Origin of the sequence: Exiguobacterium sp. s21, from assembly GCF_018617975.1 — a bacterium.
In the GTDB taxonomy this organism is placed as follows: Bacteria; Bacillota; Bacilli; order Exiguobacteriales; family Exiguobacteriaceae; genus Exiguobacterium; species Exiguobacterium mexicanum_A.
Genome location: NZ_JACSLF010000010.1, coordinates 41,085 through 54,812, shown reverse-complemented (window position 1 = coordinate 54,812; position 13,728 = coordinate 41,085). Strand labels below are relative to the sequence as shown.

Here is a 13,728-nt window from a genome sequence, read left to right as displayed (position 1 = left end):
TCAGCTCGCTCGTGTATGCACATACATATAGGCACCGAAACAAGCAATGAAATATACGATACTCATCACACCGTACCCGATTCCCATTTTCCCGCCGACGCCGATGGCCATCACCAGCCAAATCATCGCGCCGAACAAGAGCGTGGCGACCGGGATATATCGGAAATTTGGACGCTCGGTCCGCGTTATAATCGGTTTCAAAGCCAGGACGCACGCCAATAGTATGACGAGACCAAAACCTAGTTCAATCATCCGTTGACACCTCATTTTTCTGTCTCTACTCGTTTAGTGTAGCATGACACCAAAAAAAAAACCGCAAATCCACTTAGGGAGATGCGGTTTTGGGTTATTGATTAGTCACGCGGACGGCGTGGGCCACGGTCGTCCGAACGACGACGGTCGTCTCCACCCGTACGTTTGCCACGGTATCCACCGCCGCCGCCGCTGCGTCCACCACGATCGCCACCACGACGGTCTCCACCGCCACGGTTGCCACGGTATCCACCACGGTCGTTGCGTCCACCTTGACGTTTCACGCGAACTGGTTCTGCATATGAGATTTCAACTGGAGTTGAATCTGGCTCTTTCGTCAATCCACGAAGTGCCGCTGCAAGAATTTCAACTGCCTCGTACTCTTCAAGAAGTTCCGTCGCAAGTTGCGTGTAAGCTTTGAAGTCGCCCGCTTGAACGCGCTCAATCAATTCTTCAGCTGCTTGCTTTTGGTTGCCTTCAAGTACTTCAGCGATTGTCGGTACGTGACGACGGTTCATCTTCTTGTTCGTCACACGCTCGATTGCTTTGACTTGACCGAATTCACGTGGCGTGATAAACGTAAGGGCTGTACCTGTTTTACCAGCGCGGCCTGTACGTCCGATACGGTGCACATAGCTTTCCGGATCTTGTGGGACGTCAAAGTTGTAAACGTGTGTAACGCCTGAGATGTCAAGACCACGTGCCGCAACGTCTGTCGCGACCAAGATGTCGATTGTGCCGTTTTTGAAACGACGGATGACTTGGTCACGCTTTGATTGTGTCAAGTCACCATGAAGACCATCAGCTGTGTAACCACGTTTGATGAGTGCTTCCGTCACTTCGTCAACACGTTTCTTCGTACGAGCGAAGATGATGCTCAGTTCTGGTGAGTCGATGTCGATTAAACGGCAAAGCGTATCGAATTTTTGACCTTCGCGCAATTCGAGGAATTGTTGGTTGATGTTCTCAACTGTCATTTCCTTCGCTTTGACTTTGATAATTGTTGGCGACTTCATGAAGCGCTCAGCAATCTTCTTGATTTGTGGTGGCATCGTTGCAGAGAAGAGAAGCGTTTGACGTTCAACCGGGAGGCCTTTCAAAATCATCTCAATATCTTCAACGAAGCCCATGTTGAGCATTTCATCTGCCTCGTCCAAAATCACTGTTTGGATTTCGTCGAGTTTGATTGTCTTACGCTTCATGTGGTCCATAAGACGTCCTGGTGTTGCGACGACGATTTGTGGGTTCTTTTTCAAACCACGGATTTGGCGGTCGATTTGTTGGCCACCGTATACTGGAAGTGCGTAAACGCGCTTCGTTTCACCAATTTTATTCAATTCTTCTGCAACTTGAATCGCAAGTTCACGTGTCGGTGCAAGAACAAGTGCTTGGACTTGACGTGCCTTTGTATCGATTCGCTCAATTGTCGGAATACCGAAAGCTGCTGTTTTCCCTGTACCTGTTTGCGCTTGACCTAATACGTCCACTCCTGTGAGTGCGACAGGAATTGTCTCAGCTTGGATCGGTGTCGCTTCTTCGAAGCCCATCTTGAGTACACCTTTTACTAATGCTTCGCTTAACTGTAAATCTTGGAATTTTGTCAAATTATATTCTCCTTTTTTCATACAAAAAACGTCTGAGGTTTTGTTCTACAGACGTTTTTCCAATGTTTCCTCGTAGTCAACTTTACTAACTATAACGTATTTGTTTCTAAAATGAAAGAAATACATTCTAAAACTTTTCATAGCCACCTGGACATGAGTTATCTTATTTCAATTTATAGCCGTTGTCGAGTTTTTCAACTTGCTTTTCTTTCAGCAGTTTCCCGAGTGCGCGTTTGAACGCCGCTTTACTCATCCCGAACTCACGATCGATCACGTCCGGCGCCGTCTTGTCGCCATAAGGCATTTGGCCGCCGCGTTCTTCTATATAAGCACGGATACTTTCCGCGTCCGGGTCGATCGCTTCATATGCCCGTGGTTTCATCGAGACGAGTACCGTCCCGTCTTGTTTCACTTGCGTCACACGCACGGTCAATTGCTCACCGAGACGTGGCCAACGTGTCATCTCTGCTTCATGTAAGAAACCGAGTGATTCATTTTCGACCCAGACGTTCACACCGACGTCGCGTCGATTGACGACGACCGCATGGACATCTTGATTGCCCCATTCTTCTTTAGCGGGACGCGCCAACAAGTTCAAGTACGCATAGTGGGCCGGTTCCCCGAGAAGACGGCTCTTTTGATCGTACTTGAGACGAATGCAAAGCTTGTCCCCTTCTTTTGGCCAATACGACCGGTTCTCAGGAAGATCATCTAATGAGACGAGTACATCCTTTTGAATCCCGATATTGACGAACACACCGGTGTTATACCGGACTCCAGTCACTTCATACCACTCATAGTCATCGAACGTGACGCTCGGAATCGTCATCGTCGAAGCGAGACGTCCTTCTGAGTCGTGATAAAGGAAGACCCGCACCGTCTGTCCGACTGTGACTTCTTCAGTTTGTTCTTTTCGATGAAGGAGTACCTCTTCGCGACCGTTTCCGATAAACACACCAAAATCAGCTGAACGTTCCGCGACCAAGTCTACTACTTCTCCTGCACGTAATGCCATACAATCCACATCCTTTTTCATCTGTTACTGTCAGTATACCTACCTACACACGTTCCTAATCATATCACGTTCGATTTTCTTACTCCGTTCAATTGTGTCTAAAATGTGAACAAGATTGCCCCCCCGTTTTGCTAAATGGGTCCGTATACTAGCTTCTATATTTCAAATTTTGTGACAATTTTGTGAACGTGCATTTTCCATCTAGTATCCACATTTTGAAAACGTTATTATTAAGGAAGTGTTGTTTAACGATTTAGGTTTCAGCCATGGCCGAACGGGGGATATAAAATGTTTGATGTACAATCTCGATCATTCGCGAAGCGCTTCATGAAAGGCTTATTGATTGCTTTCTTCGCGCTACTCGCTTCACTTAGCTTCATTTTTTCAAACGGAGTCGATACGAACGTATCCTCATCCGTCACGATGGTCCAAGAGTAAACGCCCTCTCCTGACAGAAGGCGTTTTTTTGTTTTGTTCCGACAAAAAAAGGGATTTTTTATGCATCTGTCGAACGAACATAACGTTCGGCTTTTATTATTGAATCATCTGGGAAGGGAGAGTCACTCATGCTATTTTATTTTCTCACCACGATTCTTTCGGTCGTCGGTTTGTCCGTCTCGCTCCAAACCGGTTTTTTCAAAGACCCGATCGGTACATTCCTGTTCGCCGTATTGCTCGCTATGGGCTTATCTTCATTTAAACAGTTGGTCGCACAAATGAACGTCTTGCTCATCGAGCGCCGGAATCAAAAAAAGATCAAGCGCATCGTGGCGCGCATGCATTCAACTACGCGTAAACGTTCTACATAACGCTCGTCTTCCCCCTCCACTTTTGTTATTCTATTCTAGACAAGAAGAGCAAAACGGACTCAACCCGTAGGAGGCACAAACACGTATGAACGAAATCCCTTTATCGAACGAATGGCTATTGCGTTATTCACCTGTCATGGAGCTATGGCTAAAAGAAGACGGCATCTTGCTCGTCGACGATGACAATCGCATTCGACTCACGCTTGAAATCGGCAGTGACCAAGTCATGCAGTTCAAGAGCATCGAACAAGATGGGGCTTACTTTGCTGTGGACCCGGTGAATAAACGAATCACGTTCGAACTCGAGGAAGAAGAAGAGGAAAGCGATTCTCGCTTCTGGGAATAAAGATTCATGCCGAAGAGTCGGATTCTCGTCAAGAGAGGAAGACTCTTTCTTCGTGTCCAGACTCATTACTGAACGATCGAGAGGAGAAATATGTATGATCCGCACCGCCATCTGGTTTATCGCCTTTTTCGCCGTCTTACCGCTGACACTTCCGTTCTATCCGAAAGCGAAGCGACTGACGCCCCCGGAACGTTATGGATACGTCCAAACCGTCGCCTATAAGTGGGCAAGCTTTCTACTACGAATCGCCGGCGCTCGCGTCCGTGTTCACGGCCAAGAGAACATCCCGAATGAACCGGTCGTCTACGTCGCGAACCACCAAGGGAACTTTGATGTCCCAATTATGATCACAGCGACGAAACATCCAAAAGCGTTTATCTCAAAAATCGAAGTGCAAAAGTTCCCAATCATTCCGCGCTGGATGGAACTGATGGGTTGTATCTTCATCGACCGCAGCGACCGGCGCCAGTCCATTAAAGCAATCCGTTCCGGCGTCGAGACGATCCAATCGGGACAGTCGATTATCGTCTTCCCGGAAGGCACCCGCTCAAAAGGCGGACCGATCAAAGCGTTCAAAGCTGGTAGCCTGACGCTCGCCACATCAAGCGGTGCCAAAATCGTCCCTGTCGCCATTAAAGGAAGCCACCATTTGCTCGAGACGACAAACCGAATCACACCGGGTACGGTCGACGTCACGTTTTTACCGGTCATCGATCCGGCAGACGTCCCGAATAAAGAAATTGCGGCGCTGGCAGAGACGATGATTCGCCGCGTCGTTGAAGGAGAAGAATCATGAGTTTATTAGCCATCGAAGGCATTCATAAAGAATTTGCAGATAAAGTCTTGTTCGACGACGTCACGATGACGATTCACCCAGGTAATCGCATCGGGGTCATCGGGGTCAATGGCTCCGGAAAGTCGACGTTCTTAAAAATCATCGCCGGCGTCGAGACCGCAGACCGGGGTTCGATGCAACACCCGAACGATTACCGGATTCGCTATTTGACCCAAACGGTCGACTTCGCCCCCGGGCAAACGATTTTAGACGCGTTGTTCACGAGTGACACCCCGTCCGTCCAAGCGTTGAAACAGTATGAGCTCGCGCGTCAAGCACTCGAGGCGAACCCGACGAGCGAACAATGGTTGGAACGCTTTATGAAAGCCCAGCAAGCGGTCGATGCAGCCGACGCATGGGAGACTGAAGCGAAGTTGAAATCGATTTTAAATCGGCTCGGTCTTCCTGACGTGACGGCAGAGATTAGCTCGCTTTCCGGTGGACAACAGAAACGGGTCGCTTTGGCCGCAGCCCTACTCGACGAAGCTGACTTGTTATTACTCGATGAGCCGACGAACGAACTCGACGCCGATACGATTGCTTGGCTTGAGACGATTCTCGCTGATTACCGGGGGGCCATCCTGCTCATCACCCATGACCGTTATTTCTTGAACCGAGTCACGAATCATATCCTTGAAATCGCCGATGGCACGAGTTACTTCTATGACGGCAACTATGAGCTCTTCCTTGAGAAGCGTGCCGAACGAAAAGCCCGGTCGCATTCAATGGAGCAAAAGCGGCAAAACATCTTGCGTCGTGAGCTCGCTTGGCTGCGTCGTGGTGCCAAGGCGCGGACGACGAAACAGAAGGCACGCATCCAGCGCGTCGAGGACTTGAAGCATCAAGAGACGCTTGCCGAGGATGAGGCGCTCGAAGTATCCGTCGGTTCGCGCCGCCTCGGGAAAAAAGTAATCGAGGTGGAGAACTTGTCCTTCGGTTATGACGATCACTTGCTCATTGAAGATTTCACGTGGTTGTTCGGACGCCGGGAACGGTATGGCATCGTCGGACCGAACGGGAGTGGGAAAACGACACTCATGAACTTGCTTGCCCACCGCCTCGAACCGACGAACGGAACGGTCGTCCACGGGGAAACCGTCCATCTCGGATATTATGGGCAACAAGTCGAATTCGAAGACACAACGCGACGCGTTATCGACGAGATCGAGCGCATCGCCCAAGTCATCTATACGCCGGACGGCGAAACGATCACGGCCAGTCAGATGCTCGAACGCTTCCTATTCACCCCGGACGCGCAATACAAACCGATTGCCAAACTGTCGGGTGGAGAGAAACGCCGCCTCGTCTTGCTTCGGATTTTAATGGACGAGCCGAACGTGCTATTTTTAGATGAACCGACGAACGATCTCGACACGGAGACATTGTCCGTCCTCGAGGACTATTTGGAGTCGTTCCCAGGCACGGTCATCGCCGTCAGTCACGACCGCTATTTCTTAGATCGGATCGCCGAACAGCTGATTGCGTTCGAAGACGGGACGATCAACGTTTATCATGCGGAGTACAGTGACTATTTGGCCACACTCCAAGAACAGACGAAGCAACAAGTGAAAAAAGAATCGAAAGAGAAGAAAGAGCGTGTCAAAGTCGATGTCGTCAAATTCACTTTTAAAGAGCAGAAAGAATGGGAGACGATCGAGGATGATATCGCCTCTCTCGAATCTGAGATCGAGGCAGCCGAGGCACGGCTCGCCGCAGCGGGTAGCGACCTCGGTAAAGTGAATGAACTGTACGCCGACATTGCCGCGTTGAAAGAAGCGCTCGATGCGAAGATGGAGCGATGGGAATATTTATCGGAGATTGATGAACAAATTCAAGCACAGAAGAACTAAAAACAAGGATCACGCGTCGGCGTGATCCTTGTTTTTCGTGTAGCCATGTATGGACAATTCGAGTGCAGCGCTTGGAAGCACCCTGTTCATCCTTTACTGACGATATTATGTTGAAACGCATAAACGACGGCTTGCGTCCGGTCGTAGACGTCAAGCTTCGTCAAAATGTTGGAGACGTGTGTCTTCACCGTCTTCAACGAGATGTATAGTTCATCGGCGATGACTTGGTTCGATTTCCCTTCCGCCATCAATTGCAAAATCTCACGTTCCCTTGCCGTCAGACTCTCGTGCAACGTCTTTTCCGGATGTCGGAGCCGTTCGAGCATCTTGCCCGTCACTTGGGCGGCCATGACCGGATTGCCGGCTGCCGTTTGACGAATCGCATCGGCGATCTCGTTGGCGTTCGCCGTTTTCAAGACGTAACTCATCGCCCCGGCCTCGATGACCGGATACACTTTCTCGTCATCCAAGAAACTCGTCACGACCAAAATCTTGGCCTCTTTCCAACTCGCTTTGATCCGCTTCGTCGACTCGACCCCATCGACAGGCTCCATCACTAAATCCATCAAGACGACATCGGGCTTCTCGGCGATGGCAAGCTCGGCCCCTGTCGCGCCATCCGATGCTTCTCCGACGACTTCGATGTCAGGCTGCGTCGACAGAAACGCCGAGACGCCGGCCCGCACCATCTCATGGTCATCAATCAATACGACTCGAATCATTCTAACCCCTCCACTTGTTGTTTCACACGCACTTCAATCTGAGTACCGACGCCTGGCACACTGACGAGTCGTAACGTCCCGCCGACCTCAGCCGTCCTCTCTCTTATCGATTGTAAGCCATATGAGGCGACTTGTGTATCATCGACATTAAAGCCGATTCCGTCGTCGTTTATTTTTAAGATGACCGTCCGTTGCACGGTCCGCATTTCGATTTCAAGTCGTTTCGCTTTCGCATGGCGAAGCGTGTTGCTGATCGCTTCTTGGACGATGCGGAACAGTTCATTCTCAGTATGTCGCGACAATTCGACTTCTTCGAGGCGCCATACGAGCTCGGTCGATTGTTTGCGTGACAGTTCTTCTAACAGGCGCTCGATTCCCGTCTTGAGCGTCATTCCTTCGAGCTCGACCGGACGGAGTTGCAACAGAAGCGAGCGCATTTCCGCCTGAGCCGTTTGTGCCATCACTTCGACCTGCTCGATTTGTTTGGCCGCCACGTCTGGTTTTGAAGTGATCGTCTGTTTGGCCGCCGTCGTCATCATCGAGATGGCGTACAGTTGCTGACTGACCGAGTCATGGAGTTCACGGGCGACACGGCGCCGTTCTTCGACGACTGCTTCGCTGCGCGCTTCCTCGACACTGACAGGTCGGTCCCCGACCCGTTTGGCCATCTCAATCATTTCCGTGCGTTGCTTAGAAATCCGGGCAATCCGTTCGAGTGTATCTCGATAAGGCGACAATGGACGGAATGTAATCTCTTTTTGATTCTCAAGCTTCCACAAGGCAATCGCCACTTCCCGGAAGTCGCGTCGCAAATAAAAATACGAACCGACCCCGAAGATGCTACCAATCAAGACGGCGATGACGAGGATAGACACACCGAAAGGCAACCCTTCTTCACGTGTGAACAAATCTCGGAGTGAAGTCGAGTCACCTATTAAAAATGCGATCGTGACGAACAGTGCCGTCAGTAGGCTGCTAAATAACTGATGCCAGACGACCGTCCTTGGATACGAATCCTTCTTCATACGGTCATCACCTCGACACTTCCGCTCATGAGCACGATATGGATGCGGACTTTCCGTGTTGCTGCTTGATAATCGTCCGAAGCCGTGTAAAAGCGACGGTTGAACACCGGTGAATAGTTCGACTCATCGACTTGAATCTTGCCGAATCCGATTGATGCATCAATCGAGTAATCGTAGCCGGCCGGAATGAGAATTCGGACGTCCCCGGCGAGTCCGTTCAATAGTAAGAACGTCTCTCCCTCCGGAATGATGGCGCGCGACAAGTCGAGTTCGACGTCACGCAACAAGAAGAATTCATTTGTGTCTTGAAGCACGTAGTGACCGCTCTCTTTCGTCCCGAACGAAAAGGCCTGTTCTTGTCGGATATGTGACTTGAACCGACTCGATTCGAGCGGACGATTCTTGTACAGTCGATAGCCGAACATGAGCAATAAACCTGACAATACAAAACCGAACGCCGCCGACGAGAAGATGAGCCCGACGAGCATGATACCGCCAATCCCGTAAAAGATATAGCTGACCGGCTGATTGCCTTTGCGGCTAAAACGACGCCCGATATACAGCAACAATAGCGGGACGACCATGCTGAAGAGGACGCTGTTACCACCCGTCGCGATATCGATAAATAGTCCAATGGCGAATAGAATAATCATAAAGCCGATGATTTGGCGTGTGTTCCAACGTTCCACATTGCTTCCCCCTCTCTAACAGTATGTAACATGAAGCAAAGAAGCGATGGCCCAACCATTCGTCGGACCATCGCTGAACCGTTGCATCAATCTTGTTTGAAACGACGCTCAAGTTCTTTTAGTTTTGCTTCGAAATCATCTTCGTCCGCTGGATCGATCTTCTCTTCAGCGGCCGGTTCTTGTTTCTTCTCTTCTGCTTTTTTCTCTTCTTCCGTGAATGGATGTGTCTTCGACGTCTCTGCCCCGAAGATTTGATCGAGCGTACCTTTCAATAAATCCAGGTTCTCACGCATTGCGAACTCATACCGTTTGTTTTGCATCTCATCGAGTTTCAGTCGCATCTCGAGAGCTCGGCGCTCGAGGGCATCGAGTTCACGTGCTCCTTCGTCGAGGAGACCTTCAAAATAACGATACTGCTCGCCGTAGTGCTTCGACTCGAGAGCTGCCCGTTCGGCGAGCTTGTCTTCGCCTGCTTGTTTGGCGAGTTCCGTCTGCTCGTAACGCTTATCGGCCATCTGCTTGGCGTCATCGCGTTTTGTAGCAAGTTCCTCGAGCAATGACTTTTGACGCTCAACGAGACGTTCGACTGACAGCGCCTCTTTTTCAGCACCGCGGATATGGCGGTTCAATTCGGCTTCCCCACTTGAGCGTGGAGCCGAACGTGGCCCCTCTTTATCTTGAAACTTCTTCATCTCTTTCGATAGTTCTTTCGTCAACTCGTTAGCTAAATCACGAAACTGGTCAAATGGTGTTTTCATCTTGATGTCCTCCTTTTGAATCTTAGCGACGGTTTACAAACTTCTGCCAAACTTGATCGAACGATTGAAAACTGCTGCGGCTCGCACGCGACCCGTCCGCATTGAAAATCTCGACGTCTTGTTTTTGGTTGGCATACATCATATACCCTTTAAACAATACCCATGCCACCACAATCCCGATCAACGCCCAAATATTCGATAAAATTGTGATGATCCCGATCACGGCAAGCGCGCCGTAACCGATTTTTGCGCCGACATGTGTCACGGCCATGAATCTGACTCCAGCCCACAGTGCTAAGAGCGCCCCCAAACCGAACATGATCATGTTCGGTAAAAAGCCGATTAGAACGAGAACTAAAGAGATCGCGGCCACAATGAACAATACTTGCTTCACCTGGCGATTCATCGATTATCCCTCCTCGTTAAGTACACTCTTATCATAATACGTTATTTTCAATAGTGCGACGAGCGGAAGGCTTGTTTTCCCTCGGTCTGTAGACTGAGATGATAGCGTTCTCAAATCGTGTGCTATACTAGATGCATCGAACAACAGAAAGGATGATGTTTTATGAGCACCGTACAATTCGCAGTACACACTTTGTCAGCCAACAGGAGGGCGACTGTCCTCCACAACTAAAAGGAGGATTCTATTTGAATCAAACAACGACAACGGGACGTGTCACGGCACAGTTCCAACATATGTATACCATCACGACTGAAAGTGCGAACTATACGTGCAGTGTCACCGGGAAATTCCGACATGAGGCCGAAAGCGAGCGCGACTATCCGGTCATCGGCGACTTCGTCGAGTTCACCGTTCGTGAGCATGGTCAAGGCGTGATTCGGCGTCTCCTTGAGCGGCGCACTGTCCTGTCACGGGCAGCGGCCGGCAACGAGACGCGCGAACAATTGATCTGCGCGAACGTCGATTTTATCTTGATCACGATGGCGTGCGGACATGATTTCAACCTGCGCCGGCTCGAGCGCTATTCGCTCGCCGCGTGGGAAACCGGAGCCACACCGCTCATCATCTTGACGAAATCGGACCAAGTCGACAACGCCGAGGCGCTCGTCGATGAGCTCGCTTTGACGGTTCCGGGGGTCGATGTCTTCCCTGTCAGTTCACTCACAGGCGACGGCGTCGAGGCGTTGCGAGCCGCACTGCCAAGCGAAAGCACGATCGTACTCGTCGGTTCGTCCGGCGTCGGGAAATCGTCACTGACGAACGCGCTTGCCGGTGAGACCGTCGCCGAGACACAAGCCGTACGCGAGAGCGATGAACGCGGCAAGCACACGACGACACATCGTGAACTGTTCCGGATTGACAATTTGTTCGTCATCGACACCCCGGGCATGCGTGAGTTCGGACTTTGGGACGGGGCCGATCACCTCGACGACACGTTTCGGGATATCGAGGCACTCGCCGAGACGTGTCGGTTCCGGGACTGTTCGCACAGCACCGAACCGGGCTGTGCCGTCCGATCCGCCATCAAAAACGGTATACTCGATGCGAAACGCTATCAGAGCTTCGTCAAGCTCGAGCGCGAGCTCCGCTACGCGGAAAAACGGCAAACAGAGGCGGCACGTCTCGCTGAGAAGAAGAAACGAAAAACGAAAGCTTAATCTAAGAGAGGAGTCACAGAAAAACTGTGGCTCCTTTTTCGACTTTCCTGCCCTAGCACCAAGTCTTATCACCAATCCGACATTTGTGAACAATCGTTCAGAAATAGTTCGCATAAATGCAGGCAAAACCCTCGAAAGAAAGCGGTTTCTCCGCTACAATGGATTCGTATTCGCACAGATGAAAATCGCTAGCACACAGGGAGAGACTTATGAAAACATTGAACGAACGCGCACTTGAGATGCACGCCATGCACCACGGGAAATTGGAAACGACACCGAAAGTCGACGTCGACACGAAAGAAGCGCTCAGCCTCGCCTACTCACCGGGTGTCGCCGAACCGTCCCGTCGCATCGCTGAAGATAAAGAATTGTCTTACGATTATACCCTCCGTGCCAACACGGTCGCCGTCGTCTCGGACGGAAGTGCCGTCCTCGGCCTCGGCAATATCGGTCCAGAGGCCGCGCTCCCGGTCATGGAAGGGAAAGCCGTCTTGTTCAAAAGCTTTGCCGGGGTCGATGCGTTCCCCATCTGTCTCGACACGCATAACGTCGACGAGATCGTCCGGACGGTCGAATTACTTGCGCCGACATTCGGTGCCGTTAACTTAGAAGACATCAAGGCGCCCGAATGTTTCGAGATCGAGGCGCGCCTGAAACAGACGCTCCCGATTCCCGTCTTCCATGACGACCAACACGGGACGGCCATCGTTGTCCTAGCAGGTCTCGTCAACGCACTGCGACTCGTCGACAAGACGATGCCTGAACTTCGGGTCGTCATGAACGGTGCCGGGGCTGCCGGCATCGCCATCGCGAAACTGTTGAAGCGTTTCGGCGTCGAAGACCTCGTCATCTGTGACACGAAAGGCGCAATTTACGAAGGACGCGTCGAAGGGATGAACCCGTTCAAAGATCAAATCGCCAAAGCGACAAACCGGAAGCAACATGAAGGGACGCTCGCCGATGTGCTTCAAGGTGCCGATGTCTTCATCGGCGTCTCGGCGGCCGGTGCCGTCACCGAAGAGATGGTTCGTTCGATGGCTGTCGACCCGGTCATCTTCGCACTCGCGAACCCGATTCCGGAAATCATGCCGGACCTCGCGACAAAAGCCGGGGCGCGTGTCGTCGCGACCGGTCGTTCCGACTTCGCCAACCAAGTGAACAACGTCCTCGCCTTCCCTGGTATTTTCCGCGGGGCGCTTGACGTTCGCGCCACCGAGATCAACGAAGAGATGAAGGAAGCGGCGGTCCACGCGATTGCCGATTTATTGACCGAAGAAGATTTGGCGAACGGTGTCGTCATCCCAAGCCCATTCGATGAACGAATCGCACCGGCCGTGGCGGTCGCGGTTGCCAAAGCCGCCGTCGAGACCGGCGTCGCCAAGCGCCCACTCGATGAGGCCGCCATCCGTCAGCACGTCAGTCAAAAACATTTGTAATCTAAAAACTGCGCAGACCATGACGGTCTGCGCAGTTTTTTAAACGGTTCCTTGTAAGATCCCTTCCGCCCATTCGACTTCTTCCGTCGTCGGGGGTTTAATCCCTTTGAGCGGATAGTCGAGACCGAGTGCCTCCCATTTATAGACACCCATCTCATGGTACGGCAAAATTTCGACTTTCTCGACGTGGTCGAGCTTTTGAATGAACGCGGCCGTGCGGCGGAGCGCTCCTTCATCAAGTGTCCATTCTGGGACGAGGACGTGGCGAATCCACATTTTCGTTCCGCGCTCGGATAAATGTTCAGCAAGCGCGAGCGTGTTGACGTTGCTCCGTCCCGTCAGTTTCTTACACATGTCATCGTCGATATGTTTGATATCGAGTAAGACGAGATCCGTATGATCTAAGATGGCGTCCAGGTTAGGGGGACGAAGTGCACCCGACGTGTCGAGTGTCGTGTGGAGCCCGTGTTTCTTCGCTTCACGCAAGAGCGCTTCTAAAAACTCTGGCTGCGCGAGCGGGTCGCCCCCTGAAATCGTGATACCGCCTTTTGATGCTTCCATGAACGGACGATAGCTGAGCGCTTCTTGAATGACGTCCTCGGCCGAACGATGGTTATTCTTTTTGAAATCCCACGTGTCAGCGTTGTGGCAATACAAGCAACGAAGCGCACAACCTTGTAAAAAGACGATAAAACGAATTCCCGGGCCGTCAACGGTTCCAAACGATTCGACCGAGTGTACATATCCCATTGTCATCGAAATGA

Annotated in this window: 16 protein-coding genes; 7 read left to right on the top strand and 9 right to left on the bottom strand. The window is 51.2% G+C overall.

The window, feature by feature from the left end; all coding sequences use genetic code 11:
• The 3 genes from KNP06_RS11545 to KNP06_RS11535 form a co-directional block, all read right to left on the bottom strand.
• On the bottom strand, nucleotides 1-252 hold the full coding sequence (locus tag KNP06_RS11545; protein ID WP_021067789.1) for a hypothetical protein: 252 nt from the start codon (nucleotides 250-252) through the stop codon (nucleotides 1-3).
• A gap of 101 nt (nucleotides 253-353) precedes the next feature.
• The gene (gene cshA, locus KNP06_RS11540; RefSeq protein ID WP_214789156.1) at nucleotides 354-1,856 is read right to left on the bottom strand and encodes a degradosome RNA helicase CshA; all 1,503 of its coding nucleotides are present in this window, start codon (nucleotides 1,854-1,856) and stop codon (nucleotides 354-356) included.
• Between the two features lie 163 nt (nucleotides 1,857-2,019).
• Nucleotides 2,020-2,871: a CvfB family protein gene (locus KNP06_RS11535; RefSeq protein ID WP_214708749.1), complete on the bottom strand. Its 852-nt coding sequence runs from the start codon at nucleotides 2,869-2,871 to the stop codon at nucleotides 2,020-2,022.
• A 288-nt stretch (nucleotides 2,872-3,159) separates the two neighbouring features.
• On the opposite strand from KNP06_RS11535, the gene KNP06_RS11530 reads away from it, so the two are divergent.
• The 5 genes from KNP06_RS11530 to KNP06_RS11510 all read left to right on the top strand — a co-directional run bounded on the left by KNP06_RS11530 (nucleotide 3,160) and on the right by KNP06_RS11510 (nucleotide 6,711).
• Nucleotides 3,160-3,309: a hypothetical protein gene (locus KNP06_RS11530; protein WP_021067792.1), complete on the top strand. Its 150-nt coding sequence runs from the start codon at nucleotides 3,160-3,162 to the stop codon at nucleotides 3,307-3,309.
• 128 nt (nucleotides 3,310-3,437) lie between these two features.
• Nucleotides 3,438-3,680, top strand: a complete 243-nt coding sequence (locus KNP06_RS11525; protein WP_214789153.1) for a hypothetical protein — start codon at nucleotides 3,438-3,440, stop codon at nucleotides 3,678-3,680.
• Between the two features lie 85 nt (nucleotides 3,681-3,765).
• Complete coding sequence (locus KNP06_RS11520) at nucleotides 3,766-4,026, top strand: hypothetical protein (protein WP_034781079.1); 261 nt, start codon at nucleotides 3,766-3,768, stop codon at nucleotides 4,024-4,026.
• A gap of 94 nt (nucleotides 4,027-4,120) precedes the next feature.
• Complete coding sequence (locus KNP06_RS11515) at nucleotides 4,121-4,822, top strand: lysophospholipid acyltransferase family protein (protein WP_214789150.1); 702 nt, start codon at nucleotides 4,121-4,123, stop codon at nucleotides 4,820-4,822.
• Nucleotides 4,819-6,711, top strand: a complete 1,893-nt coding sequence (locus KNP06_RS11510; protein ID WP_034781087.1) for an ABC-F family ATP-binding cassette domain-containing protein — start codon at nucleotides 4,819-4,821, stop codon at nucleotides 6,709-6,711. The genes KNP06_RS11515 and KNP06_RS11510 overlap by 4 nt, the downstream gene beginning before the upstream one ends.
• An 86-nt stretch (nucleotides 6,712-6,797) precedes the next feature.
• Here KNP06_RS11510 and KNP06_RS11505 read toward each other — a convergent pair whose 3' ends face one another.
• From KNP06_RS11505 to KNP06_RS11485, 5 genes are all read right to left on the bottom strand, one after another.
• Nucleotides 6,798-7,433, bottom strand: coding sequence for a response regulator (locus KNP06_RS11505; RefSeq protein ID WP_034781089.1), 636 nt, complete (start codon nucleotides 7,431-7,433; stop codon nucleotides 6,798-6,800).
• Nucleotides 7,430-8,458 (bottom strand): sensor histidine kinase, encoded by a 1,029-nt coding sequence (locus KNP06_RS11500; RefSeq protein ID WP_214789147.1) that lies wholly within the window; start codon nucleotides 8,456-8,458, stop codon nucleotides 7,430-7,432. Before KNP06_RS11500 ends, KNP06_RS11505 begins: the two co-directional genes overlap by 4 nt.
• Nucleotides 8,455-9,147: a cell wall-active antibiotics response protein LiaF gene (gene liaF, locus KNP06_RS11495; protein ID WP_034781097.1), complete on the bottom strand. Its 693-nt coding sequence runs from the start codon at nucleotides 9,145-9,147 to the stop codon at nucleotides 8,455-8,457. Before liaF ends, KNP06_RS11500 begins: the two co-directional genes overlap by 4 nt.
• A gap of 86 nt (nucleotides 9,148-9,233) precedes the next feature.
• Nucleotides 9,234-9,905: a PspA/IM30 family protein gene (locus KNP06_RS11490; RefSeq protein WP_214789144.1), complete on the bottom strand. Its 672-nt coding sequence runs from the start codon at nucleotides 9,903-9,905 to the stop codon at nucleotides 9,234-9,236.
• Nucleotides 9,906-9,927: 22 nt separating this feature from the next.
• The gene (locus KNP06_RS11485; protein WP_034781108.1) at nucleotides 9,928-10,311 is read right to left on the bottom strand and encodes a lmo0954 family membrane protein; all 384 of its coding nucleotides are present in this window, start codon (nucleotides 10,309-10,311) and stop codon (nucleotides 9,928-9,930) included.
• 245 nt (nucleotides 10,312-10,556) lie between these two features.
• Between KNP06_RS11485 and rsgA the strand changes: the two genes are divergently transcribed.
• Nucleotides 10,557-11,528, top strand: a complete 972-nt coding sequence (rsgA, locus tag KNP06_RS11480; protein WP_214789141.1) for a ribosome small subunit-dependent GTPase A — start codon at nucleotides 10,557-10,559, stop codon at nucleotides 11,526-11,528.
• Nucleotides 11,529-11,737: 209 nt separating this feature from the next.
• On the top strand, nucleotides 11,738-12,964 hold the full coding sequence (locus KNP06_RS11475) for an NAD(P)-dependent malic enzyme (RefSeq protein WP_214789138.1): 1,227 nt from the start codon (nucleotides 11,738-11,740) through the stop codon (nucleotides 12,962-12,964).
• A 39-nt stretch (nucleotides 12,965-13,003) separates the two neighbouring features.
• Here KNP06_RS11475 and pflA read toward each other — a convergent pair whose 3' ends face one another.
• Nucleotides 13,004-13,720: a pyruvate formate-lyase-activating protein gene (gene pflA, locus KNP06_RS11470; RefSeq protein WP_021067805.1), complete on the bottom strand. Its 717-nt coding sequence runs from the start codon at nucleotides 13,718-13,720 to the stop codon at nucleotides 13,004-13,006.
• Between the last annotated feature and the right edge of the window lie 8 nt (nucleotides 13,721-13,728).

Excerpts from the sequence above, each read along its gene's own strand:
- KNP06_RS11485 (WP_034781108.1), bottom strand. The coding sequence starts at position 10,311 with ATGAATCGCCAGGTGAAGCAAGTATTGTTCATTGTGGCCGCGATCTCT.
- KNP06_RS11475 (WP_214789138.1), top strand. The coding sequence starts at position 11,738 with ATGAAAACATTGAACGAACGCGCACTTGAGATGCACGCCATGCACCAC.
- KNP06_RS11515 (WP_214789150.1), top strand. The coding sequence starts at position 4,121 with ATGATCCGCACCGCCATCTGGTTTATCGCCTTTTTCGCCGTCTTACCG.
- KNP06_RS11525 (WP_214789153.1), top strand. The coding sequence starts at position 3,438 with ATGCTATTTTATTTTCTCACCACGATTCTTTCGGTCGTCGGTTTGTCC.
- KNP06_RS11535 (WP_214708749.1), bottom strand. The coding sequence starts at position 2,871 with ATGGCATTACGTGCAGGAGAAGTAGTAGACTTGGTCGCGGAACGTTCA.
- KNP06_RS11530 (WP_021067792.1), top strand. The coding sequence starts at position 3,160 with ATGTTTGATGTACAATCTCGATCATTCGCGAAGCGCTTCATGAAAGGC.
- KNP06_RS11545 (WP_021067789.1), bottom strand. The coding sequence starts at position 252 with ATGATTGAACTAGGTTTTGGTCTCGTCATACTATTGGCGTGCGTCCTG.
- KNP06_RS11520 (WP_034781079.1), top strand. The coding sequence starts at position 3,766 with ATGAACGAAATCCCTTTATCGAACGAATGGCTATTGCGTTATTCACCT.
- KNP06_RS11500 (WP_214789147.1), bottom strand. The coding sequence starts at position 8,458 with ATGAAGAAGGATTCGTATCCAAGGACGGTCGTCTGGCATCAGTTATTT.
- KNP06_RS11505 (WP_034781089.1), bottom strand. The coding sequence starts at position 7,433 with ATGATTCGAGTCGTATTGATTGATGACCATGAGATGGTGCGGGCCGGC.
- pflA (WP_021067805.1), bottom strand. The coding sequence starts at position 13,720 with ATGACAATGGGATATGTACACTCGGTCGAATCGTTTGGAACCGTTGAC.
- KNP06_RS11490 (WP_214789144.1), bottom strand. The coding sequence starts at position 9,905 with ATGAAAACACCATTTGACCAGTTTCGTGATTTAGCTAACGAGTTGACG.
- KNP06_RS11510 (WP_034781087.1), top strand. The coding sequence starts at position 4,819 with ATGAGTTTATTAGCCATCGAAGGCATTCATAAAGAATTTGCAGATAAA.